This window comes from Sandarakinorhabdus sp. (genome assembly GCF_051860625.1).
Classification (GTDB): domain Bacteria; phylum Pseudomonadota; class Alphaproteobacteria; order Sphingomonadales; family Sphingomonadaceae; genus Sandarakinorhabdus.
The window spans coordinates 34246-56791 of sequence record NZ_JBHYDQ010000007.1; the positions used below are offsets into that span (position 1 = coordinate 34246).

Annotated in this window: 18 protein-coding genes and 1 pseudogene; 9 read left to right on the plus strand and 10 right to left on the minus strand. The window is 63.4% G+C overall.

Translation table 11 applies throughout. The features are described 5' to 3' along the window. Positions 1 to 2: 2 nt before the first annotated feature. The gene (locus tag ACTIEZ_RS08095; protein ID WP_439546161.1) at positions 3 to 5573 is read right to left on the minus strand and encodes an AMP-binding protein; all 5571 of its coding nucleotides are present in this window, start codon (positions 5571 to 5573) and stop codon (positions 3 to 5) included. 136 nt (positions 5574 to 5709) lie between these two features. Further along, positions 5710 to 7176: an undecaprenyl-phosphate glucose phosphotransferase gene (locus ACTIEZ_RS08100; protein ID WP_439546162.1), complete on the minus strand. Its 1467-nt coding sequence runs from the start codon at positions 7174 to 7176 to the stop codon at positions 5710 to 5712. A gap of 116 nt (positions 7177 to 7292) precedes the next feature. Between ACTIEZ_RS08100 and ACTIEZ_RS08105 the strand changes: the two genes are divergently transcribed. Further along, complete coding sequence (locus ACTIEZ_RS08105; RefSeq protein ID WP_439546163.1) at positions 7293 to 7550, plus strand: XrtV sorting system accessory protein; 258 nt, start codon at positions 7293 to 7295, stop codon at positions 7548 to 7550. 44 nt (positions 7551 to 7594) lie between these two features. On the opposite strand, the gene epsI is transcribed toward ACTIEZ_RS08105, so the two are convergent. From epsI to ACTIEZ_RS08135, 6 genes are all read right to left on the minus strand, one after another. Further along, positions 7595 to 8293, minus strand: coding sequence for an exosortase-associated protein EpsI, V-type (gene epsI, locus ACTIEZ_RS08110; protein WP_439546164.1), 699 nt, complete (start codon positions 8291 to 8293; stop codon positions 7595 to 7597). After that, a complete protein-coding gene (gene xrtV / locus ACTIEZ_RS08115; protein ID WP_439546165.1) occupies positions 8290 to 9204 on the minus strand; it encodes an exosortase V in 915 nt (304 codons plus the stop codon). Before xrtV ends, epsI begins: the two co-directional genes overlap by 4 nt. Next, positions 9194 to 10129: a hypothetical protein gene (locus ACTIEZ_RS08120; protein ID WP_439546166.1), complete on the minus strand. Its 936-nt coding sequence runs from the start codon at positions 10127 to 10129 to the stop codon at positions 9194 to 9196. The genes xrtV and ACTIEZ_RS08120 overlap by 11 nt, the downstream gene beginning before the upstream one ends. Continuing rightward, positions 10126 to 11520 carry a Wzz/FepE/Etk N-terminal domain-containing protein gene (locus ACTIEZ_RS08125; protein WP_439546167.1) on the minus strand — a complete coding sequence of 465 codons (1395 nt, stop codon included), beginning with the start codon at positions 11518 to 11520 and terminating at the stop codon, positions 10126 to 10128. Before ACTIEZ_RS08125 ends, ACTIEZ_RS08120 begins: the two co-directional genes overlap by 4 nt. An 85-nt stretch (positions 11521 to 11605) precedes the next feature. After that, positions 11606 to 12379, minus strand: coding sequence for a polysaccharide biosynthesis/export family protein (locus tag ACTIEZ_RS08130; RefSeq protein ID WP_439546168.1), 774 nt, complete (start codon positions 12377 to 12379; stop codon positions 11606 to 11608). After that, complete coding sequence (locus ACTIEZ_RS08135) at positions 12376 to 13695, minus strand: hypothetical protein (protein WP_439546169.1); 1320 nt, start codon at positions 13693 to 13695, stop codon at positions 12376 to 12378. The genes ACTIEZ_RS08130 and ACTIEZ_RS08135 overlap by 4 nt, the downstream gene beginning before the upstream one ends. A 347-nt stretch (positions 13696 to 14042) precedes the next feature. Here ACTIEZ_RS08135 and ACTIEZ_RS08140 point away from each other — a divergent pair, with 347 nt between their 5' ends. From ACTIEZ_RS08140 to rfbB, 8 genes and pseudogenes are all read left to right on the plus strand, one after another. Continuing rightward, a complete protein-coding gene (locus ACTIEZ_RS08140; protein ID WP_439546170.1) occupies positions 14043 to 15452 on the plus strand; it encodes an AAA family ATPase in 1410 nt (469 codons plus the stop codon). A 23-nt stretch (positions 15453 to 15475) separates the two neighbouring features. After that, on the plus strand, positions 15476 to 15652 hold the full coding sequence (locus ACTIEZ_RS08145; protein WP_439546171.1) for a hypothetical protein: 177 nt from the start codon (positions 15476 to 15478) through the stop codon (positions 15650 to 15652). After that, a complete protein-coding gene (locus ACTIEZ_RS08150; RefSeq protein WP_439546172.1) occupies positions 15652 to 16686 on the plus strand; it encodes a glycosyltransferase family 2 protein in 1035 nt (344 codons plus the stop codon). Before ACTIEZ_RS08145 ends, ACTIEZ_RS08150 begins: the two co-directional genes overlap by 1 nt. Before the next feature lie 166 nt (positions 16687 to 16852). Further along, positions 16853 to 17854 carry a hypothetical protein gene (locus ACTIEZ_RS08155; RefSeq protein WP_439546173.1) on the plus strand — a complete coding sequence of 334 codons (1002 nt, stop codon included), beginning with the start codon at positions 16853 to 16855 and terminating at the stop codon, positions 17852 to 17854. A 98-nt stretch (positions 17855 to 17952) separates the two neighbouring features. Next, on the plus strand, positions 17953 to 18828 hold the full coding sequence (gene rfbA, locus ACTIEZ_RS08160; RefSeq protein ID WP_439546174.1) for a glucose-1-phosphate thymidylyltransferase RfbA: 876 nt from the start codon (positions 17953 to 17955) through the stop codon (positions 18826 to 18828). Beyond that, on the plus strand, positions 18825 to 19370 hold the full coding sequence (rfbC, locus tag ACTIEZ_RS08165; RefSeq protein ID WP_439546175.1) for a dTDP-4-dehydrorhamnose 3,5-epimerase: 546 nt from the start codon (positions 18825 to 18827) through the stop codon (positions 19368 to 19370). Before rfbA ends, rfbC begins: the two co-directional genes overlap by 4 nt. Then, positions 19367 to 20218: pseudogene (rfbD, locus tag ACTIEZ_RS08170) on the plus strand (dTDP-4-dehydrorhamnose reductase). Before rfbC ends, rfbD begins: the two are co-directional and overlap by 4 nt. Next, on the plus strand, positions 20215 to 21309 hold the full coding sequence (rfbB, locus tag ACTIEZ_RS08175; protein WP_439546176.1) for a dTDP-glucose 4,6-dehydratase: 1095 nt from the start codon (positions 20215 to 20217) through the stop codon (positions 21307 to 21309). The pseudogene rfbD and the gene rfbB overlap by 4 nt, the downstream one beginning before the upstream one ends. A 6-nt stretch (positions 21310 to 21315) precedes the next feature. Here rfbB and ACTIEZ_RS08180 read toward each other — a convergent pair whose 3' ends face one another. Then, positions 21316 to 21813, minus strand: a complete 498-nt coding sequence (locus tag ACTIEZ_RS08180) for a Dps family protein (protein ID WP_439546177.1) — start codon at positions 21811 to 21813, stop codon at positions 21316 to 21318. 93 nt (positions 21814 to 21906) lie between these two features. Further along, positions 21907 to 22488, minus strand: coding sequence for a glycine zipper 2TM domain-containing protein (locus tag ACTIEZ_RS08185; RefSeq protein ID WP_439546178.1), 582 nt, complete (start codon positions 22486 to 22488; stop codon positions 21907 to 21909). Positions 22489 to 22546 lie beyond the last annotated feature (58 nt).

The window sequence follows — 22546 nt, forward strand, 5'->3', positions numbered from 1 at the left end:
GTTCATTCCCCCTGTTCCCCGTTGTTGCCGGCGCTCAAGGAGGCCCAGGCTTCGTAGAGTTCATCCTTGCCGCGCAGGCCCATCGCCGGCAGCGCGTGATTGACGATATAGGTCGCGCCGGTGTGGCGATTGTCCCACATCGATTGGTGCGCTTCGGGCAGACCCTCCCACGGCACCACGGTCGGCTCGGTCACATCCAGGATGCTGGCGGCGATCATGTCGTTCATGCGGGTGACTTCATAGGCGTTGCACAAATGGGTGCCGCGGATTTCGGCCATCGGCATCACGATGCGGCGCTGACGCGTCCACACTTGCGGCGCGTAGAAATTGTAACGCTGCCCGGCCATGTCTTCGCAATAGACAACGCGGCCGGTGAACGGCTTGACCATCGCCGTGGTGACGCCAAGCGTATCCTGCGCGGCGCGTTCCAGCACGATATCCGGGTTGCCGCGCGGATTGTCCGGCGACCTGAGCAGCTTGCCCACCGCGTTGCCGAACGGCTTGAGGGTGCGATCCTGGAACAGGCGCACGGCTTCACGGAAGGTTTCGATATCGTCGCGGGCCACCGGCAGGCGCGGCATGGAGTCCGGCCAATCGAAATTGCCGCCTTCACGCCGCTTGATGCCTTCGAGGCTGACGACACCAGCGACGGCATCTTCAAAGCCCAGTGACAGGATGAACTCGCGCTGGCCGTCGGTGTTGGTGACGACCACGATGCGGCAGCCGAGCGCGCGGGTGGCTTCGATCATTTCCAGGCCGGTTTCATCGGCCAGCACACGGGTGCCAGGGCCGTAGAAGATCAGCACTGCCTCCCCGCCGCGCGCACCGGCACGGGACAGCATGGAAACGGGATCGGAACCGCCGCGCTTGCCCATGAAGCTGAGGTGATAGCCCGACGACGCGCCATAGAAGGCGAGCACGCCGCCATCGTCCAGCAACTGGAACGAGCGCGGGAAGGCGGTTTCGCCGGCATGGCTGACGGCGTAATCTGCCAACTTGCCGCCGTTCATCGCCTTGTATTCCGCCACCAGCACGTCGCCGGCCGCTTCCCACGCCGCCCAATCGGCCTTGGTGCCATCGGGCACGGAGGTGAACAGCGACTTGAAGCGCGCATCGGTGCGATCGAGCGCGCCCACCGCGCCCTTCGATTTCACGAACTCGGCGCGGGCCGGGCTGGAGACCAGGCCGGTCACCATCAAACCGCTGGCCTTGGCGGATTTCAGCGCATCGAGACCGGTGCCGGTGGCGGAGCCTTCGATGAAGATGGTCTTGCCGCCGACGATTTCCAGCGTGGTGAACAGGCAGCGCCAGATGGTGCCGAGGTTCAGGATATAGGAACCGGCCTGTTCCAGCGTGAGATCGCCGGGCACGGGATGCAGCTGCGGCGCCTGCACGGTGAGGAACTGGGCGTGGCTGCCCGATTTGGTTTCATAGCCCTGGATCGAGAAATCCGCATACATCGGATCACGGCCTGCCGCCGGCGACAGCAGATCGGAGGTGCCGGAATAGACCGCCACCAGATCGCCGACCTTCACCCGGCCCTGCCCGCGCACTTCGCTGCCCAGGGCCGCGACCAGCGCGAGACCGCCGGAGCCGGTGATTTGTACATCTTCCTCGTGATTGTCGAACGGCGACACCGGGATGCCGGTCAAGGCCCAGATATCGTTGAAGTTGACTTCGGAGGTGAGCAGATAAACCAGCGCCTCGTTCGGCTCCGGCTGCGGCACCGGCACGATCAGCGGCTTTTCATGGGTGGCCGGCGGGCCGAACTGCGGCGCCCCGGTGTCGGGATCGCGGGCGATGCCGAAACCATATTGATGGCCGGGGATCGGCGTGACACCGGGGAAGAAGGGCGCCCCCATCGGCAACAGATCGCCGGCGGTTTCCAGATGCTCGGCGCGCGCTGCGAATTCGGCGGCGATATGCACGCCATTGCGACGCACCGGCAGCGGCGGCGCCTTCTTGTCCATGAACAGGCGGATGCCGGTCTTGCCGCCTTGCGGATCGACCACGGCTAGCGCGAATTCCTCGGCTTCACGGGCCAGGCCAGCGGCCATGCCCTGTTCCCAACCGGTGCGGATGGCGGCAATGGCGCGCTCACCGGCCTTGCCGCGACCGGCCCAATCGAGCTGGCGCAGGATGCGCTGCACGAAATCGTCGTTCAGCGCCTCGTCCAGATCGACATGGCCGGGCTGCTGCCAGACGGACTTGGCCGCCTTGCGCCGTTCGGCCCAGGCGCGGCCGAGATGGCTGGTGTCGCCCAGCCGCACGAACTCACGCACCGCGGCATGCGCCAGGCTGAGCGCGTCGGTGGCACCATCGGCAACAGCATCGACGGCGCCCATGGTCAGCGCGGCATCGGCATCAACGCTGCGGCCGCCCAGGATCAGATCAAGCGCATCGAGCAAGCCTTCATGGCCGCGGCGATCGGTGAGCAGGCGCGGCAGGCGCTGCGTGCCGCCATAGCCGGGCAGCAGGCGCAGGCGGATTTCCGGCTGGCCAAAGCGCGCATGCGCCTCCGCCACGCGATAATGGCAGGCCAGCGCGAATTCCATGCCGCCGCCCAGCGCCACGCCCTGGATCGCTGCAACGCAGGGTTTGCCCATCTGCTCGATCTTGCCGAACGCCAATTGCGCGTTGGCCGGCAGCACGCGGGCTTCTTCTACGGTGTGGATTTCATCGAGGAACTGGCGGATATCGGCACCGGCCACGAAGCTGGCGGTGCCATCGCCCGTGAACACCACGGCGGCCACATCGTCGCGGCGGGACAGATGCTCCACCACGATCACCAGTTCATCGATGGCGCGTTCGTTGAGCGCATTGACCGGCGGGTTGGTGATGAACACCGTCGCCACCTTCTGCCCCGGCGCGACCGTGTTGTACTGGATGCGGAAATAGCGATAGCGATCGAAGATGTCCTGATCGGCCGACAGCCGTTGCTTGCGTTCCCAGGCGCCGATCACCCGCTTCAGTTCGTCGAGGCTTTCCGGGTTTTTCAACGTGGTGACGTCACCGATCGGCGTCCCCTCCACCAGTGCCCGCACCATGCGGCGCATATATTTGCCGCTGCGGGTTTCCGGGAACTGGCTGACCGTGATGAAATCACCGGGCACCGCCACGGCACCCTTTTCGCTGCGCACCAGATCGGCAAGGCGGCGTTCGTCGTCGCGGGTGATGATCTGGCCCGGTGCGGGCGTGATGAACGCCAGCGGGGTGAGGCCCTTCTCTCGGTGCGGCGCGCCAACCACCAGCACATTGCCGACCGGGCTTTCGGGATTGAGCGCCTTGTCACGCAGGATGGCGCCTTCGATTTCCTCGGTGCCCATGCGGTGGCCGGAGACGTTGATCACGTCATCGCTGCGGCCATGCAGCGAGAAGCCGTCATCATCGCCCTGCACGGCGAAATCGCCCTGGGTATAGGCCCATACGCCCTGCCAGCGGCCCCAATAGCCATCGCGCCAGCGGCCAGCGTCACCGGCCCAGCCGCCGACCACGCAGCCGTCTTCCACGCGGAAATTGTCAGGGTCGCCCCACACGGTGCGCGCCAGATAGGGATAGGGCGCGGCGATGATGATCTCGCCCTTCTCCTGCTTGCCGGCCTTGCGCCAGTTGACGCCCCCATTGCCATCGGCGCTGCCTTCGCGGGTCAGCAGCACGCGGGCATTCTTGTCGCCGGCTTCGTCCTCCACCCAGACATCGCCGACGATCCACGGCAGCGGGAAGGTGCGGGCGTCGGCGGCCAGCGCGAAATCGCCATTGCCATAGAAATGCGTCCAGGCGATGCCGCCATGCTCGGTCGCCCAATAGCTGTTGATATATTGCGGCGTCAGATGCTCCATGCCGAAGGCCTGCACCGGCGGCGAGCAAGGCTCGGCGCAGAAGGTGGCCACGCGCAGCTTGGACAGGTCGTAAGCTTCGATATCCTTCAGATTCTGCGGGTCGGTCATCACCGCCTTCAGGAAAGTGACGCCGGCCTTGAAGATGGTCACGCCATGCTGCTCGATCATGGCGGCGAAGCGCCCGGCATGCGGGAACACCGGTGAGCCTTCGGCCAGCAGAGTCGTCACCCGCGACAGCAAGGCGGCAGCGATCATGTAGCTCTGGCCGGTGATCCAGCCCGGATCGGCCACCACGAACATCACGTCACCGGGCCGCGCATCGAACGCGACCTTCATGGTCTCCATGATGCCGCTGGCATAGCCGCCGTGAACGTGGACGACGCCCTTCGGCTTGCCGGTCGAGCCCGACGTGTAGATGAAAAACAGCGGGAATTCGGCATCGACCGGCAGCGGTTTGGAGGCTGCCCAGATCGCGCGCACAAAGGCCTGATCATCAAGCGCATGCAGCGCCGCCTCGTCGGCCAATCCAGCCGCAGCCAGAATGTCGGCCAGTGCTGCATCGGTAAGATCATGGCCCCACACGTCGCGTTCGCGCCAGACGATGTCGGGCACCTGCACATGGGTGGCAACGATCACCGCTTCGACGCGCGGCGGTGTCGACACCAGGGCTTCGGCGATGGCGATGCGGATGCGCGCCGATTGTGCGGCGTCCACCAGGCCTTCCTTGCCCAGTTCGGCAAGCGCCCGGCCGAGGCCCCGCATCACGTCGCCGCGCTCGACCGTGACTTCGCCGCTCAAAGCCGTGGTCACGATGCCAGCCATCGCGGCCTGGGTTTCGGCTGGCAGATCCAGATCTTCACCGGCCAGTCGTTCGGTCAACAAGCGCAAGGCGACCGCAACCGGCACATAATTGTCGAGCGCCGGATCGGTGTAGGCCGTCTTGAACGGCACCACCTGGGCGTTGCGATAGCCACCATCGGCAGTGATGACGATGCGCGCACCGGCGTCGTGAATACGATCAGACAGCGTCTTGTCGGAAAAGCCGCCGAACACCGGCGTGTAGATGACGCCGATCCGCTTGGCTGCTTCCGTCCAGAACAATTGTTCGGGGATGTTGGGCATGTTCAGCGCGATGCGATCGCCGGCCTTCAGGCCAAGGCGCTGCAAGGCGACGGCGCACTTGGCCGCTTCCAGCAGCAGTTCGCGGCGTGACACGCGGTGGGTATCAACCGGCGCGCCGCGGCCATTGTCGGCAGCCAGATCCCAACGGTCCCCTTCGAAGATCAAGGCGGCTTCGGCGCCATGGCCGGCCAGCACGTGCCGATCCAGTTCGTTGAACGCCGCATTGGTGCGGCCGCCTTCGAACCAGCGGAAATTCGGCGCATGATCGGCATTGAAGGCGCGGTCCCAGGGTGCAAAATCCTGCCCCAGGTCGGCTGACACAGGCGCCGCCGTGTCGGCATCCCAGCCGACCCAGTGGCCATCTTCGCTGCGGCTCAGCCACGCTGGCCGGCCATCGACATCCACCAGCCAGTGCAGATTGCGCGCTGCAATATCACCATGGAATGCGCCTGGATCAGCCATCACGGCAGCGCGCATCGCATCCCAGTCAGCGCGGTTGCGCACCGGGTTGAACTGCGGCGCCGGAACGGGCGGGCGAAGCGGGGCGGCGGGATCATACATGGTCGGTCTGCCTTCTGCCGGCCGCAAGACATGGCTGATCAGCAACGCCATGCGGACAGTAAATTCTGATGTAGGTGGGCTCTAGTGAAATATTATGTCCCTGCCTAGCCCTGAGCGGACATTTTTGATGCTGCGACATATTGCCTTGTAACGCAGTGGCGCCCATTTGTCGAACCCGCGACCCATCTCAAAAGGCATTTCGCGGCAGCAGGACCGCGCCGACGGTGCGCAGCAGAATATAGAGATCCAGCCACAGGGACCAATTTTCGATGTAATAGAGATCATGTTCGAAGCGCTTCACCAGCTTCTCTTCGGTATCGGTTTCGCCGCGCCAGCCGCACACCTGCGCCCAGCCGGTGATGCCGGGCTTGACCTTGTGACGGGCGGCATAGCTTTGCACCACATCGGAAAACAGCCGGCCGCCGGCGCGCGTTGATGGCGCGTGCGGGCGAGGGCCAACCAGCGACATGTCCCCCATCATCACGTTGAACAATTGCGGCAGCTCATCCAGGCTCGTGCGGCGCAGGATGCGCCCGACACGGGTAATGCGCGGATCATCGCGGCTGGCCTGGGTGATGTTCTTGTACTCCAGCCGGTTGTGATACATCGTCCGGAACTTGAAGCAGCTGAAGGGCTGATTGTTGAAGCCCTCGCGTGGCTGCCGGAACAGGATCGGGCCGGACGAATCCAGCTTCACGGCCAAGGCGACCACCAACAGGATTGGCCAGATCAGCAACAGGATGATGCTGGCCAACACCTTGTCTTCAATATCCTTCATCACCGCCGACACGCCGGAGATCGGCCGTTCGAACAGGGTCATCACCGGCACATCGCCCAAAATGACGACCGGGCGGCGCGAGAAGGTGAAGCTGACCAGATCCGGCGCCAGTCGCACCTTCACTGGCGTCAACGCCAGGCGACTGACCACGTCCTGCAAGCGACGCTCCGCAGCCCAGGGCAACGCCACCACCACCTGATCGATCATGCCTTCGCGGATCATGCCGATCAGCGCCGAAAGATTGCCGAGCAAGGGCACCCCGGCGACATCCGCCGGCAGGCGATCGGCCTTGCGATCGTCGAAAATGCCGATCAACGTGATGGTCAGCCGGTCGTGCGCCAGCACATATTCGGCAAAGCGCACGCCTTGCGGGCCGGCGCCGAAGATCGCCACACGTTCATTGAACGTGCCCTTGTTCTTCAGGCGGCGCACCCACATTGTCGCCAGCGCCCGCGCCAGCAGCAATGACGAACCGCCAACCATGAACCAGCTTATGGCCCAGCCGCGCGACACCTCATCGGAGGCCTTGAGCAGATATCCCATCGTGATCAGGAACCACGCCGTCATCGCCCACGCCAGGATCACCCGTCGCCAGCCCTCGCGCAGCGAAAACTGGGCTTCGATATCATAGCTGCCCAGGCTTTCGGCCAGCACGGCAAAGGCCAGTGCCGCAATCAACGTCACCCGGCCGTAAATGGCGATATTGCCGTCCGGTTCGAAGCTGCCGAACCAAAGCAACGACAAGCCCGCGGCACCCACGACCAGAAATTCCAGCATGCGCACCAGAAGTATGGCGAGGCCCAGCGGCATGCCGGGGCCTTTGCCATTGGCCAGCGTCGGCGCGGAAGGCGCCAGCACAGGCTGCTGAGAATTCACCGGCCGCACCCGCTTCGCAGCGTCAGAACAGGAACAGCGTTTTGGCGGCGCCACTGAAACAACATGGTGCGGCCCTCACAACTTGGTATATAGCGCCCGCGCAAGGAGCAAATGGCATGGAAACACCCTACGATTGGCTGACCGTGATGACCTTCGCCGGGCTGATCGTGTTGTTCCTGCAGCGGAGCCAGGGCGAACCCCGGGATCATCTGTGGCAATATCTGGTTGCGGCCATTGGCTGCGCCGCCACCAATTTTCTGGGCAATGAAGCCTTGAAGACGGGCGAAATACTGCTCCACGCGGCTGCCATTGCACTGTTCGCGGCCACGATCGCCTTCATCTGGCGCGTGTTGCAGCCGTTCAATCAGGGCTGATCCACCCAGCGTCGCCCCCCAGAGCCGGCACGGGTGAACCATCTTCATGCGATGCGCGCGGCGAGCGGCCGTCCCACCAAGGCCGGGCGATCAATGGCTGACAGCCCGCTGACGATCGCACGTGCAAATTCGGCCAGTTGCGCGCGTACGGCGGGTGTGGCCGCGACTGGCGAAGACATGCGCACCAATATGCCGTCAGCGATATAGCCATCCCACTGCTGGCGCAGCTTGGCGAGGCGCTGTTCACTGCCGCTGGTCGGCAAATCATCGCCGATACGCGTCCAGTAGGTGATGCTCTCCGTCCGCTCTTCGCTGCGCGCCACCAATTCGCGCGCCGGCATGGTGACGCCAGGCGCAAGGGCGATGTCGGCACGCCGCGTCTCCGAAATCTCGTACCCGACCGCCGAGTAACAGACTTCGGGACGGTGCAACTGCAGCAAATCGCTCTGGACTTCGCCATAGGCAATCACCAGCACGACCGGCAGTCGCGACTGCGAGAAATAGACCCTGCTGAGCACCTGGCCATAGAGCTTGGCTGTCAGGCCATCTTCATCGCGCGGCAGCACGATCCCGCCACTTGGGGCATAGGTCCACGGCCCCAGTTGCTTCGGCACGATCGCTTCCAGCTCATGACCGGGCGGCATCAGCGACAGCCGGCCACGCGGGGTCATGGCCAAGGCCCCGCCAGCGCCAACCACCAAGGCACCGCCCATCAGAACGTCACGCCGGCTGGGCATCATCATGCCGCCGCACTCCTGCGTTCCAGCGCCGACCGCAACGGCGTCAGCAGCCAATCAAGCAGGAAAATGAACAGCAAGGCCGACACAAAGGTCACCATGCCGGCGAAATTGTGCAGATAACCCTGCGCCATGGCGTTGCCGAGATAATAAGTGATCAACACCAGCGCCGCCACTCGCACGCAGTTGGCGGCAATGGCAATCGGGATCACCATCGCCAGCAGCAGCAGCGAATAGACCGGATTGGAACCGCGGATCAGATAGACATAAAACAGCCCGATCGCGGACAGGCTGACCAGCGAATTCAGCCCGGCGCACGCATCCTCCACCAGCAACTGGTAGGACGCGATATACAGCGTCACGCCGAGCCGGCCCACCGGATAGCCCAATTCGGCCAGCCCCCCCGTCACCAGTTCCGACACCAGAACCTTCAATGGCAAGGTCACGGTATCCAGCAGCCACCCAGGGATCGGCACCACGAACCCCAGATACAGGATCGGAAACCACAGCATGCGCACCACCGCGACGCCCCAATATTGATGCATCACCGCCACCATGGCCAACAGCAATGCGGCGGTCTCGATACTGATGAATTCGAAGGCGCGGCCGGCAACATACATCGGCAACGCCACCGCCAGCAGCGCGGCAGTGACCAAGGGCTGGCCGGGGGAACCCATGGCCATGATATCGCCCCAGCGACGCAGCACCAGCCAGATGCCAGTGACCAGCACGATCACGCCATGCACGCCCGATTCCATCTGCCAGGGCCCTTGACCCAGGCTGACGATCGTCGGCACCGCCAGCACGGCAATGCCCAGCGCCAACGGCCAGCGCTGGATCAGGATATGCCGCCAGTCAGGACCAGCTACTTGCGCCACACTGGCCATATTGCCCTGATGTCCCGGCTCAGAATTCATTGAGCACCGCGCCGACCACGGCACAGCGTGCCGCTGCCAACTGATCGGTCAGGGTGCTGATATCCTTGTAAAAGCTGTGATTGGCCCGCCCAACGATCAACGCATAGGCCGCCGCTGCTCCGATATTGAGCGCATCGGCGCTGGTATTGGCGGCCGGCGTGTCGAACAGCACCAGATCATATTCGCGCAGCAGGGTGTTGACCCCATCGCGGAAGCGATTGCCCGACAGCAATTCCTGCGGACGGCTGGTCGGGGGGCCCGCCGTGATCAGTGCCAGGCCAGGCAACACATTGGCGTTCACCACGCGCTCTGGACGCGCCACCTGCAACGACAGGAAATTGGACAGGCCCGCCGCGTTGGGGTCCAGACCGAATATCTGATCCTGGCGTGGGCTGCGCATGTTGGCATCGATCAGCAAAATCTTGAAGCCGACCTGCGACATTGCCACGGCAAGATTGGCCGCCACCCAGGAACAACCGTGACCATCCGCGGCCGCCACCACGGCCAGCCCGCGCCGACCATTCTTGATATGCTGCGCAATCACCTGCGTGCGCAGCATGCGGATCGATTCCGCGCGCACCGAGGCAGGATCAGACATCACCACCAGTTCGTCGGAAACCGGGCGCCGCGCCACATTCTGCAGCGCCATGCTGGTGATCAGCTGTTCGCGGGCCCGATCAAGATCTTCTGTGGTGATATAGCCAAGCTCAAGAGCGGCCTGATCGAAATCAAGCGCGCGTTCGCTGGCGTGGCCAGCGACCCGGGCGGCCTGATCTTCGGTCAGATAGCCAAGGCGGGTCAGAACATCGCGGATTGGCGCATCGTACCGCTCACTGGCCGCAAAGCCGCCACCCGACACCACACTGCTGACCGCTTCGACGGCCTGCACTTCGCTTTCGACATTGTCCATCGGTTCACCAATCATTGCGCCGGCTGCCAACCAGGTGCATTGCGCCCGCGCCGGTTCAGCAAGCGCTTGATGGCCTGCTGCCATTCTGGCCGGCGTCGGTCGGCAATCACGGTGAACACCGGAACGCGCGCGGCATAGGCCAGATCCTCGCCGCCGCGTACCCGGCGGTTCACCAGTTCGATGATCATTGCCATCACCACGCCCAGCGCGAGACCGGCCGCCAAGGCGAGACCAATGATCAGCGGCCATTTCGGGAATGCCGGCGTGTTGGACACGGTGGCGTCGCCAAGCACGATCAACCCGGAGTCTGACACGTTGGATTCCAGCTGCAGTTCGCTGGTGCGCTTGGCGGCCTGCTCATATTGCTGGCGCCGCAGTTCCACTTCGCTGATCAACTGGGTCAGCCGATCCAATTGATCCTTCATCGCGAACACCTTGGCGCGCTGGGCGGTATATTGCGCCTCAAGCTGTGCAATGCCGCTGGTGGTGGCACCAATCTGCTCGGCACCGGCCGCTCTGGCGCTGGACTGTTCACGCACCAATTGCCGTTCCAATTGGCCGCGGCGGGCCAACAGACCGACATAGGTTGGATGCTGGGTGCCAAGCCGCTCCGACGCCTGTTCGAGCTGATCATTCAAGGTCGAAAGCTGCAATTTCAATTGATCGACCAAACTGGACGCGGTGGCCTGCCGCATGGCTTCGAACTGTTGCAGGCCCTGGTTGCTGCGGGCCGCCGTGAGCGCGGCCTGCAGGCTGGCCAGCCGCACGGTCTCGACTTCACCATTGGCCGTCATCACGATGCCATTTTCCTGCTCGAACCGGTTTTTGGCCGTTTCCGCGGTTTCCAGCGCGCGCAACGCGCGGTTGGCCTGCTCGCGATACCATTCTGCCGTTCGGCCGGCGCTGTCGGTGCGGAACTTCAGGCTGTTTTCAATATAGGCATCACGAAGCGCATTCACCGTGCGGCGGGCGACTTCGGGATTGCTCGCTTCGTAGGTGATTTCCATGATGTTGCTGCCTTCAACAACACCAACGGTCACGCTCTTGACGACACGATCGGCCAGCCAACGCCGGAAATCGCCATAGCCGCCGGTTTCGGCTTGCCAGTTGGCCAGCAGGCCGGCGTTGCCGGCAAGGCCCAGGCGATCGACGGCTTCCCCGGCGATGCGGTAATCCTTGATGAGTTCCAGCTGCGTTCGGATGAACAGGCGCAAGCCATTGCCGCCGATGACCTGGCCGGTCACCGGGTCGGGCTTGAAATTGTCCATCAAGACACGCGCCTTCGCCGGGTAGCGCGCCGGCAGGATCAACCCGACCCCGACCGCCACCACCATCGACAGGAACACGGCAACCAAAACAACCCAGCGTCGGGCCATCAGGATGCGAAGCAGTTGAATGATACTCATCGCGTGTCGCCAGCCTTTGTTGAAATTCATCTGTTGCCGGTTTCGGTGCGGCCACCCACAGGCGGGCGCCAACCGAAAAGGGCAATCAGAACAGACGTTCCTTGATGATGATGATATCGCCGTTTTCTACCTTGGTTGACGGTTCGGCATCAACTTCCTTGCCATTGCCGCGGATCAAGCCAACCTTGTTGGCGCTGCCCGAGGCGGATACGCCGCCCGAAAGCGCAATGGCCTGGCGAATGGTCATGCCGGGCAGAATGGCCTTCATGCCCGGGCCGTTGATGGCCCCGCTGATGAAGAAGGTTTCTGCTGGCGGTACGAACAGCGTGTCACCGGGTTGCAGCATCGGGTCGCTGTCGCGCCCGCCGCGCACCAGGTCTTCAACCACAAGCGTGCGCACCGGTTCGCCGTCACGGCGCAAATAGACAAATGTCGCTGCGTCCCCCCGCACCCAACCGGCCTTCAACAGGATCTCCAGCACATGATACGGACGATCCAGCGGATAGATGCCGGACGACCCAACATTTCCGGCCACATTGACCGTGCGGGACACGTAACTCGCGATTTCGATGTTGACCAACGGATCCTTGAGATAACCGCCCGACACCAGCTTGTCCGTGATCTGTCGGGCCAGGGTGGTATTCGACTCACCCTCGGCCTTCACGATGCCGATCAACGGCATCACGATCGTGCCGTCGTGCTTGACCCGGGTGCTGACATTGAATTCGGACTGCCCATAGACAATCACCTGGATCGTATCATCCGGGCCGATGCGATATCCTTGATACGGTGCATCCTGCGCCTGCGCGCCAACGGCCAACGATACTGCCAAAACGGCCAATTTGAACTTGTGCATCATCGACTACCCTTTCCAAACGCCATACTGAGATTAAGCCCGGCACCGGTTGAGGTGAAGCTCAACGCCGTCGGATCGGAGATTCGCCGTGTGTGATTCATTTCCAGGCTGGCGCGAATGCGTTGCCCGATCCGGCCACCAATCCGAACGAAATAGATCTGCAATTTGTCGGAGCGCCGCGGGGTCGGATCGAACTCCGAAGCAAAGCTGCCCCTGAAACTGCTGTTCCGGAACCGAGCCCCCGCTGCTACCTGATAGCGGCCGACCTGCGTATTTGCCGAAACCGCATAGCCATTGCCGACGACGAGGAACGCGCCGACGAACGGGTTGGTATTGATACTGCGATTTGCGGTAAGATTCACACTCAGCCGGCTCGACAAGGTGAAATCAACGGCACCATCGTAACCAAAGCCGGTAAAGCGGCTGCGATCAACGAACTGCGGAACACCGTCCACAACGATCAGAGACGACTCCGTGCCGGGCTGGTTATCGATCACGGAGCCGCCGGCAGCGATCAGGAGCCGGGATCCGAAGGCCCTTGAGAGGCCGACCCGAACCGTTCGCTGTTGAAAACCATCCGCCACGATCGCCGTCGGCGTTACAACCAGCCGCCCCGGCAGATCGACATTGCTGACCGAGCCGGACACCGACAACTGGCCCAGGGAACCGATATTCAGTCCGAGACCGCCCGTGAAGGCCAGGGTCTCGACGTTCAATGCCGTGCTGGCACCGCGCCCGTTTTGCGCATCACTGCGACTGATGCCGGCATTGATCGACAGGGCGCGTCCCAGTTGGCAGCTTGCCGCAAACCCATAAACCAGCGACCGTTGCTGAAAGGCCCCGAACTGCGCTGCATCGTTGCGCAGGTTGAGGCTCTCGCGCAGCCCTGCGCCGATTTCGCCAGAACATCGCGACAACTCGAAATCAACACCGGCGGACACATTTGACCGATTCCCACCCCCGAAAAATCGGTTACCCAACACTATATCTCGACCGTAGCTGCCAGCGACGAACACACCAAGCCGGTTGCTGCCAAGACCATAATCCGCCGAAATGCGTGGCTGGATTCTGAAACCATCATCGGGAGTCAGGCGACGCGAGAGATTAGATTCGTATCGGCTGTTGAGTGACGTTGAAATTGACAGTCCCCGACCAGTGAAGCCGGCCACGCCCGGCACGCGGGCGTTGGATCGTACCGGATCATCATCGGTGTCGGTAGCGCCTTGCGGAACGGTTTGCGTATTGGGATTGATCTGGGCAGTCGCCGGCTCGATCGCGAACGCAGCAATCGACAGCACGGCAATCGACAGGGTGCCCATTTCGGGCAGCCCCCGCCACGCCATAGTCAGTGCTGTTCGCGCCATTGCCGTTGTAAATCCCTGTCCATCGTTTTTTGCCCAGCGCACCTTGATGGCTGGGCGTGTTTCGTAGCGCGCTGCTACACGCAGGCAGCAGAGCCGGCAACTACGCAAGCAGCGCCGGTCGGGCTTTTCGGACGTTTCACCGGAATAACGGCTGTTTTCGTTCTCGCTTCAGACGACACTTCGTGGCACAGGCACCGCGCAGACACCATTTGAGGTACCGCGAAACCGACCCTCGCGGTCACCGTGTCATAAACGGATTGTCATATGCAGGTTCTGAGGTGGTAATGATCTGGAAGCGCAAGATGCGGAGCGGGGCTGGCGACAGCGCGGCTGTGGGCGAAGACCTGCTTGCACCCGGTGACAACGAAGAAACCCGTACTCCCGAAGCCGCACCACCAGCCTTGGCCGACCAGGAACCGATGATCGACAGCGGTGAAGGGGCTGCGGCCGGCCGTGGCATCTGGCGCCAGACCGATATCGCAGAACCCGGCCCGATGTTGCCGCGCTTCATCGCCAGCGCTTCGGACGATGTGGAAAGCGACACCGCCAGTGTCCTTGCCCGCCGCCGGCTGGCCCTGCGCGATTCCCTTGGTGCGTCGCAACCGGTCATTTCGCGTGAGGCCTTTGCCGGCCGCCATGAAGCCATGTCGCAATTGATCAATGCGATCGAGGAACAGCGCGTCCACGTCGTCATTTATGGCGAGCGCGGCATCGGCAAGACGAGCCTGGCGCATGTGTTCACCCAGACCGCGCGTGAGGCGCGTTATCACGTCATTTATGCAAGCTGCGGCACGGCAGCGAATTTCCCCGACATGTTCCGCAGCGTGCTGGCCCATATCCCGCACATTTACCATTCGTCGGTTCTGCCCAATTCCAGCCAGGCCGAGCAGGGCGGCAATTTCGATACGATGCTGCCGGAGGGGGAATATGGTGCACGCGAACTGGCCGATGTGCTGGCTGGCGTGGTCGGCACCCGCGTCCTCGTCATCCTCGACGAATATGATCGCGTGATCGATGTCAATTTCCGCCGTGAAGTGGCCGAACTCATCAAGAACCTGTCTGATCGGGCCGCGCGCGTACAGTTGGTGATCACCGGCGTCGCACTGAACCTCGATGAGTTGATCGGCTATGCGCCGTCTATCCGCCGCAACATCGCCGGCCTGCCAATGCGGCCGATGACCGATGTTGAAGTGCGCGATCTGCTGCGTCTGGGTGAACGCGCGGCCGATATCCGCTTCACGAATGAGGCTGTGGCGCTGGTCACGCGCATGTCGGCAGGTTCACCCTATCTGGTGCGTCTGCTTGGCCATCAGGCCGGGCTGAATGCCATCAACGCGGGCCGTGACAAGGTGACGGAGGATGATGCCAGCGGCTCCATCGAGCGGGTCATCAGTGATTGGCAGGCCAGCCTGCCGCGGCGGGTGCAGGCGAATTTGTCCCGCGAGGAGGCCCGCACCCACTGGGATCTGCTGGTGGCGGCCGCGCGTGCCGGCAATTCCGCAGACGGCTGGTTCACGGTCGATGATGTCTACACGGAAATGGGCGGCGCACTGGCACCCTTGGCCATCGAGCGTGACCTGAAGCTGTTCGTCAACAACGTCGACCTGCTGGAACGCCGCGAAGGCCCTGGCGATCCGCACTTCCGCTTTGGTTATCCAGGGGTTGCCGCCTTGCTGATGATCTCGGCAGCGATGGGCCGCCTGTCGCTTTGATCTTGCACAACCGGGACAATGTGATGACCCCGTCACCGGCAGGCTCCGGCATCAGCGAAACGTCCGCGCAGTCCATGACGGCGCAGCTTTGGCCATCCGTTATGCGGGCGTTGATGTTGTTGCCATCGGTCCCACGTACTGTGCGCGCATTGCTGGCCGGGCGCAGCGACGCCCGCGCGACCTGGCAGGATCAGGCCTAGTGGCTGGCCCGTTGTTGCCACCGATGCTGGGGGTGGTGCTCGTCAATCATCGCGGTGCCGCCGCGACCATCGAGTGCCTCGAAAGCCTGCTGCGCTGCCCGTTGCAAATGAAGATCGTGGTGGTTGACCCCGGTTCTGCAGATGATTCTGCGGCCCGATTGCGGGACTGGGTGGCCGGACGCTGGCCACCGGTGGCCGAATCGCGCGAAATGCTGGCCTTTTCGACCCCGCCGATGGCCAAACCGATTGCCATGGCCGAAGTGCCCGCAAACGCAGTGGGCGCCGGCCCCATGGCACCGCTCAGCCTGATCGTTTCGCCTGAAGAACTCACGGTGACCGGCGCCAGCAACCTGGGGTTGCGCCATTTGCGCGCTGATCCGCGCCTGTCCACATTCTGGCTGCTCGCCAGCGACACGGTGGTCACACCCGAATCGCCGGCGGCCTTGCTGGCACGCATGCTGGCAACGCCGCGGGTCGGGATGTGCGGCACGGTGGTGCGCCATTATTGGGCGCCGGACCGGATGAAGGCGCTGAACGGCGCCAGCTTCACGCTGCTGCGCGGCGTCGTCAAATGGCTCGGTGGCGAAGAACCCGCCACCATCCGTTACAGCCCGCAGGATGTGGCCGACGCCACCGATTTCGTGGCGGGTGCCAGCATCGCGGTCAGCCGCGAATTCCTGGATGCCGTCGGCCCGATGGCGGACGGCTATGATGGGGAACTGGAAACCGCCGATTGGGCGTGGCGCAATCGGCGGCTTGGCGGTGACAGTTTCGAAATCGCGTTTGCGCATGGTGCCACCATTTTTCACAAGGGCGACGGCGCCCTTGATGCCGACGATCCTTTGCACCGGCTGTCGCCCGCAGCCGATCACCGCCGCACCCGGGCCCGACTGGCCTTCATCTGGCAGTTTTCCCGCCCACTGTGGCCGTGGCATTGGCTGCTGTGCTGGGGGTGGGTGTTGCGCCGGCTCGCCCGCCGCAAGCCACGCCACGCCGCCGCGATCGCCCGCGCGGCCTTTGGCCTGAAACCATGAAACACGTTCCAGCCGTAACTGGCGTTGGTGCCGGCGCCACCATGAATTTTACTGCATTGGTGGTTAAGAGGCGGCCATTGACTGTGGCAGCAGCAACGGCAAGAGACGAATCTGACGCCGGGCCGTCCGGCACTGCCGGGCGCCACCCGCATGAGGAGACTTTGGGATGATCAAGCAACGCGCATCGCTGTTGATGATGGCTGCAGCCGCTGCCTTGCTGGCCGGCTGCGACAAGGAAGCCGACAAGCCCGATGGCCAGGTCGTGGCCACGTTGGATGGCCGGGATGTAACGATTCACGAGGTAAACCAGGAGATTTCGGCGCTGGGCGCCCAGGCCCAGGGTGCGCCGCGCAAGCTGGTCGAAGCCGTCGGCCTGGCCCGCGTCATCGAGCGCAAGATGCTCGCCCAGGAAGCCCGTAACCGGAAGCTCGACCAGTCACCGCAATTCGTGCTCGCCAAGACCCGCAACGATGAAAATCTGCTGGTGCAGGCGTTGCAGGCCGAAGTATCGGGCAAGGTGCCGCAAACGCCGCGTGAGCAGGCGCAGAAATATGTCGAGGAAAACCCGGTGATTTTTGGTGATCGCCGCATCCTAACCCTCGATCAGATCCAGTTCCTGCAGCCGCCCAACTTCGGCGCGCTGCCGCTGAAGGACGCGCGCACGATGCAGGAGGTGGAGCGGGTGCTGCTCGATGCCAATATCGAATATCGCCGTGCGCCGCAGCAGCTCGATTCGCTGATCCTCGATCCGCGTCTCAGCACCGAGGTGATCCGCATGGCCAAGGGCCCCGATGGTGAGCCGTTCATGTTCACGGACCAGCCAGCGGGCGCCCCGGCACCAATCGTCTATGTCAACGTGGTCAGCAACATGAAGGTGGAGCCGTTTACGGGTGAACGCGCCATCGCCTATGCGCAACAGTTGATGCAGCGCCAGGAAATTGCCCGCCGCCTGCAGGCCGAGCTGACGCGCCTGCGTGAAGCGGCCAAGGGCAAGATCAAATATGGCAACGGCCTCGATACGCCGGAAAAGATCGCCGCGCAGCTCGACAAGCAGGCTGCAGATGCTGCCAAGGAGAAGGCCGCGCAGGATGCCCGCGCCAAGGCCGGCGGCGCGCCCGCAGCAGGCGCAGCGCGAGCGCCCGCAGCCCCGGCACCAGCCGCCAAGTGATCACCGGGCGGCGGGCAACTCCTGCTTTAACGACAATATAGGGCATCGCGCCAAGGGCGATCGGGCCCGGCTGCCTGATCATTGAAGGGGGAACGAACATGCGGCGTGGAATCATATTGGCAGGGGGTTCGGGAACGCGACTTTACCCACTGACCAAGCCGGTATCGAAGCAGTTGATGCCGGTCTATGACAAGCCGATGATCTATTATCCGCTGTCGGTGCTGATGATGGCCGGCGTGCGCGACATATTGATCATCACCACGCCCGGCGACGCGGCGGCCTTTCATGGCCTGCTGGGTGATGGCAGCGCCTGGGGCATCAATATCCAATACGCCCAGCAGCCGCGGCCCGAGGGCCTGGCGCAGGCCTATCATATCGGCGCGGACTTCGTGGGCAACGACCCGTCCGTGCTGATCCTGGGCGACAATATCTTCTATGGCCACGGCTTGCCCGAACTGCTGGCCAAGGCCGATGCGCGCGATCGTGGCGCGACAGTGTTCGGCTATTATGTGAAGGACGCGCGATCGTATGGCGTCGTGTCCTTCGATGAAAACGGCCGTGCCTTGACGATCGAGGAAAAGCCGGCCGAACCAAAGAGCAACTTCGCGGTCACTGGCCTCTATTTCTATGATGGCGATGCAGTGGCCATGGCGCGCGATCTGAAACCGTCCCCGCGCGGCGAACTGGAGATCACCGATCTCAACCGGCTCTATCTGGAGGCCGGCAAGCTCGATGTGGAATTGATGGGCCGCGGTTTCGCCTGGCTCGACACCGGCACCCACGGCTCACTGCTGGATGCGGCGCTCTATGTGCGCATCGTCGAGGAGCGTCAGGGCCTCAAAATCTGCTGCCCCGAGGAAATCGCCTGGCGCAAGGGCTTCATCAGCGCCGAGCAACTGGTGCGCATTGCCGAGCCGCTGCGCAAATCCGGCTATGGCGAGTATCTGCTCGAGCAGCTGGAGCATGGTCAATGAAGGTCATGGAGACCGCCCTGCCCGGCGTGCTGCTGATCGAACCGAAGGTGTTCGGCGACGCCCGCGGCTTTTTCCTGGAAAGCTGGAATGCGAGGCAGTTTGCCGCCGCCGGCCTGGATCTTGATTTCGTGCAGGACAATCACAGTCGCTCGGCACGCGGTGTGCTGCGCGGGCTGCATTACCAACTGGTCAATCCGCAAGGCAAATTGGTGCGGGTCACGCGCGGTGCCGTGTTTGATGTGGCGGTGGATATTCGCCGGTCTTCGCCGCATTTCGGCCAGTGGGTCGGCTATGAACTGTCCGACAGCAACCACCACATGCTCTATATCCCGCCGGGCTTTGCCCACGGCTTCGTGGTGCTGAGCGAGGTGGCGGATTTCGTCTACAAGTGCACCAGCCTGTATGATGCCGCCAGCGATCGCGGCATCCGCTGGGATGATCCGGCAATCGGCATCACCTGGCCCGACACCGGCGCCGAACCGCTGTTGTCGGGCAAGGACGCCGTTGCGCCACTGCTGACGGATGCGGAGATTTTTGCATGAGGGTTCTCGTTGCCGGCAGCGGCGGCCAGTTGGGCCGCGCACTCAGTGCCAGCGTACCGGACGGCGTTACACTGGTGGCGCCGCCGGAGGCCGAATTCGATATTTGCAACGCCGATCAGGTCGCTGCGGTGGTTGCCGCCGCCCGGCCTGATCTGGTCGTCAACGCCGCCGCCTGAACGGCGGTGGACAAGGCTGAAGCCGAAGAAGCGGCCGCGCTTGCCGTCAACGCCACGGCGGTGGGCCATTTGGCCAGCGCTGCTGCGGCGGCTGGCGCGCGCTTTGTGCAGGTGTCGACCGATTATGTGTTCGATGGTGAGGCCTGCCGGCCTTACGCGCCCGATACGGTGCCCGCCCCGGCCAGCGCCTACGGCCGCACCAAGCTGGCCGGCGAAGTCGCCGCGCAGACGCTGCACCCGGCACCGCTGATCATCCGCACCGCCTGGGTCTATGCGGCGGTTGGCAATAATTTCGTGCACACCATGCTGCGCCTGATGGCGACCCGCGATGAACTGCGCGTGGTCGGCGATCAGATCGGCAGCCCGACCCACGCGCCAAGCCTGGCCCGCGCCATCTGGGCGCTGCAGGGCCATAGCGGCATCTTTCATTGGACCGATGCCGGCGTTGCGAGCTGGCATGATTTTGCTGTGGCCATCCAGGACGAAGCGCTGGCGCTGGGCTTGCTCAGCCGCGCGGTGCCGGTGATCCCGATCCGAACCGAAGATTACCCCACCCCGGCACGCCGGCCGGCGTGGAGCGTGCTCGACAAGGCCAGCGCTTACGCGATCACCGGCCCGGCACGCCACTGGCGCCACGAACTGGTCGATTGCCTGAAGGAAATTGCGACATGACGAATTTGCTCGTCACGGGCGGCGCCGGCTTCATTGGTGCCAATTTCGTCCACTATTGGCAGCAGCAGCATGTCGATGATGGGATCATCGTGCTGGATGCGCTCACCTACGCCGGCAACCGCGCCAATCTGGACGGGCTGACCGGCGTGGAATTCGTGCATGGCGACATCCGCGATACCGCACTGGTCGAGCAGCTGCTGAACGATCACGCCATCGACACGATCGTGCACTTCGCAGCCGAAAGCCATGTCGATCGCTCGATCCATGGCCCGGCGGCGTTTGTCGATACCAATGTGCTCGGCACGCTCAGCTTGCTTACCGCCGCGCGCAGCGTGTGGCTGGCGGGCAGTGGCCGGCCGCACCGCTTCCACCATGTCTCGACCGATGAAGTCTATGGCACACTGGGGCCGAACGATCCGGCGTTCAGCGAGACGACGGCCTATGCCCCCAACAGCCCTTATTCCGCCAGCAAGGCGGCCAGCGACCATCTGGTGCGCGCCTGGCACCATACCTATGGCCTTGAAACGGTCACCAGCAATTGTTCGAACAATTATGGCCCGTACCAGTTTCCGGAAAAGCTGATCCCGCTGTTTCTGATCAATGCGCTGCACGGCCGGCCGCTGCCGATTTATGGCGATGGCCAGCAGATCCGTGACTGGCTGCATGTCGAGGATCATTGCCGCGGGATCGAGGCTTGCCTGACCCGCGGGCGGGTCGGCGAGACCTACAATATCGGCGGCGGCGCCGAGTTGCCCAATCTGACCGTGATCGACACCTTGTGTGCAGCGGTGGATGCGGCGTTTGCAGCCGATCCGGCGCTGGCGGGGCGCTTCCCGGATGCGCCGGCGGCCAAGGGCCTGCCCACCGACAGCCTGAAGACGTTCGTCACCGACCGCCCGGGCCATGATCGGCGCTATGCCATCGATGAGACCAAGGCGCGCGCCGAATTGGGCTATGCCCCTGCGCGCACATTCGAGCAGGGCTTTGCGGCAACGCTCGGCTGGTATCTGGCCAACGAAGGCTGGTGGCGGGCAATCATGGACGGCAGCTATCGCGACTGGGTGGCGACCAATTACGCCACCCGCGCCTGAGCGGCCTCAGCCGAGCGTGGAGCGCAGCATCCACGCGGTTTTTTCGTGGATCTGCATGCGCTGGGTGAGCAGATCGCAGGTCGGTTCATCATGGGCTTCGTCGGCCACCGGGAAGATGCTGCGCGCCGTGCGCACCACGGCGAGCTGATCTTCGGACAGGATGCGCACCATCTCGGACGCTTCCGGCACACCGGCGGCTTCCTTGATCGTCGCCAATTCGGCATAGGCCGAATAGCTGCCCGGTGCCGGTTCGCCCAGCGCGCGGATACGCTCGGCAATCATGTCCACCGCCAATGCCAGTTCAGTATATTGGCCTTCGAACATCAGATGCAGCGAATTGAACTGCTGGCCGGTAACATTCCAGTGGAAATTATGCGTTTTGAGATACAACGTATAGGTATCGGCGAGCAGACGCGACAGACCGGCTGCAATCGCGCGGCGACCATCATCGGGCATGCCCAGATCAATGCCGGCATCGGTTGGAATGAGTTTCTTCTTTGCCATGATAATGCTCCTTTGAAGGCGGATAGTACGAAATAAACGCCAACGGCGTCCATCGGGGATTTCCGATGGACGCCATCAGTTTTTTTGCAGCTGTTACCGGCAGACGACCCGATTGCGGTCCACGCTGTTGCCGAGCACGGCGCCCAGGCCACCGCCGATCAGGCTGCCAAGCAGCTTGGAGCCGCCTGGTGCGATGACATTGCCGAGCGCGCCGCCGGCGAGACCGCCGATGATCAGGCCGGTGGTGCCATCACTGCGCCGACAGTAATAGCGATTGTCGTAACCGCGAAAAATCTGATCGTTGCGGCCAAGATTGACCGGACGATAATTGTTGCCGGGGCGGTAGAATTGCTCGGCGTGCCAGCCCTGCTGACGCCAGCCATCCTGCTGCCAGCCGGGTCCCTTGCCAGGCCGACCGCCCTTGCCCCAACCGCGCTTGTCCCGGCGGCGATCATCATCCCAACCGCGACCGCGATCATCATCCCAACCGGCGCGATAGAGTTGAGCCCGGTCACGCTGGAACGCCCGCTCGGCGCGGGCCAGGTCGCGCCGGGCGTCCTGCACTTCGATCCAGCTACGCGCGACTTCGCGTCGGTCGTACCGGTCATCTCCGCCTGCCAAGGCCGGAGTCGCCACCAGCAGCGTCGCTATCATCATCATGCCCGTGCGTATCATCGCGGTTCTCCTCTTGGTGGTAGGGAGACCATAGTATGCAGCGCCTGTTGGAAGTCTG

What these genes read in the sequence shown, in the direction of transcription:
- ACTIEZ_RS08105 (WP_439546163.1), top strand. Translation starts at nt 7,293, where the DNA reads ATGGAAACACCCTACGATTGGCTGACCGTGATGACCTTCGCCGGGCTG.
- ACTIEZ_RS08095 (WP_439546161.1), bottom strand. Translation starts at nt 5,573, where the DNA reads ATGGCGTTGCTGATCAGCCATGTCTTGCGGCCGGCAGAAGGCAGACCG.
- xrtV (WP_439546165.1), bottom strand. Translation starts at nt 9,204, where the DNA reads ATGAATTCTGAGCCGGGACATCAGGGCAATATGGCCAGTGTGGCGCAA.
- ACTIEZ_RS08180 (WP_439546177.1), bottom strand. Translation starts at nt 21,813, where the DNA reads ATGGCAAAGAAGAAACTCATTCCAACCGATGCCGGCATTGATCTGGGC.
- rfbC (WP_439546175.1), top strand. Translation starts at nt 18,825, where the DNA reads ATGAAGGTCATGGAGACCGCCCTGCCCGGCGTGCTGCTGATCGAACCG.
- ACTIEZ_RS08140 (WP_439546170.1), top strand. Translation starts at nt 14,043, where the DNA reads ATGCGGAGCGGGGCTGGCGACAGCGCGGCTGTGGGCGAAGACCTGCTT.
- ACTIEZ_RS08185 (WP_439546178.1), bottom strand. Translation starts at nt 22,488, where the DNA reads ATGATACGCACGGGCATGATGATGATAGCGACGCTGCTGGTGGCGACT.
- ACTIEZ_RS08135 (WP_439546169.1), bottom strand. Translation starts at nt 13,695, where the DNA reads ATGGGCACCCTGTCGATTGCCGTGCTGTCGATTGCTGCGTTCGCGATC.
- rfbA (WP_439546174.1), top strand. Translation starts at nt 17,953, where the DNA reads ATGCGGCGTGGAATCATATTGGCAGGGGGTTCGGGAACGCGACTTTAC.
- ACTIEZ_RS08120 (WP_439546166.1), bottom strand. Translation starts at nt 10,129, where the DNA reads ATGATTGGTGAACCGATGGACAATGTCGAAAGCGAAGTGCAGGCCGTC.
- ACTIEZ_RS08125 (WP_439546167.1), bottom strand. Translation starts at nt 11,520, where the DNA reads ATGAGTATCATTCAACTGCTTCGCATCCTGATGGCCCGACGCTGGGTT.
- ACTIEZ_RS08155 (WP_439546173.1), top strand. Translation starts at nt 16,853, where the DNA reads ATGATCAAGCAACGCGCATCGCTGTTGATGATGGCTGCAGCCGCTGCC.
- epsI (WP_439546164.1), bottom strand. Translation starts at nt 8,293, where the DNA reads ATGATGATGCCCAGCCGGCGTGACGTTCTGATGGGCGGTGCCTTGGTG.
- ACTIEZ_RS08130 (WP_439546168.1), bottom strand. Translation starts at nt 12,379, where the DNA reads ATGATGCACAAGTTCAAATTGGCCGTTTTGGCAGTATCGTTGGCCGTT.
- rfbB (WP_439546176.1), top strand. Translation starts at nt 20,215, where the DNA reads ATGACGAATTTGCTCGTCACGGGCGGCGCCGGCTTCATTGGTGCCAAT.
- ACTIEZ_RS08145 (WP_439546171.1), top strand. Translation starts at nt 15,476, where the DNA reads ATGACCCCGTCACCGGCAGGCTCCGGCATCAGCGAAACGTCCGCGCAG.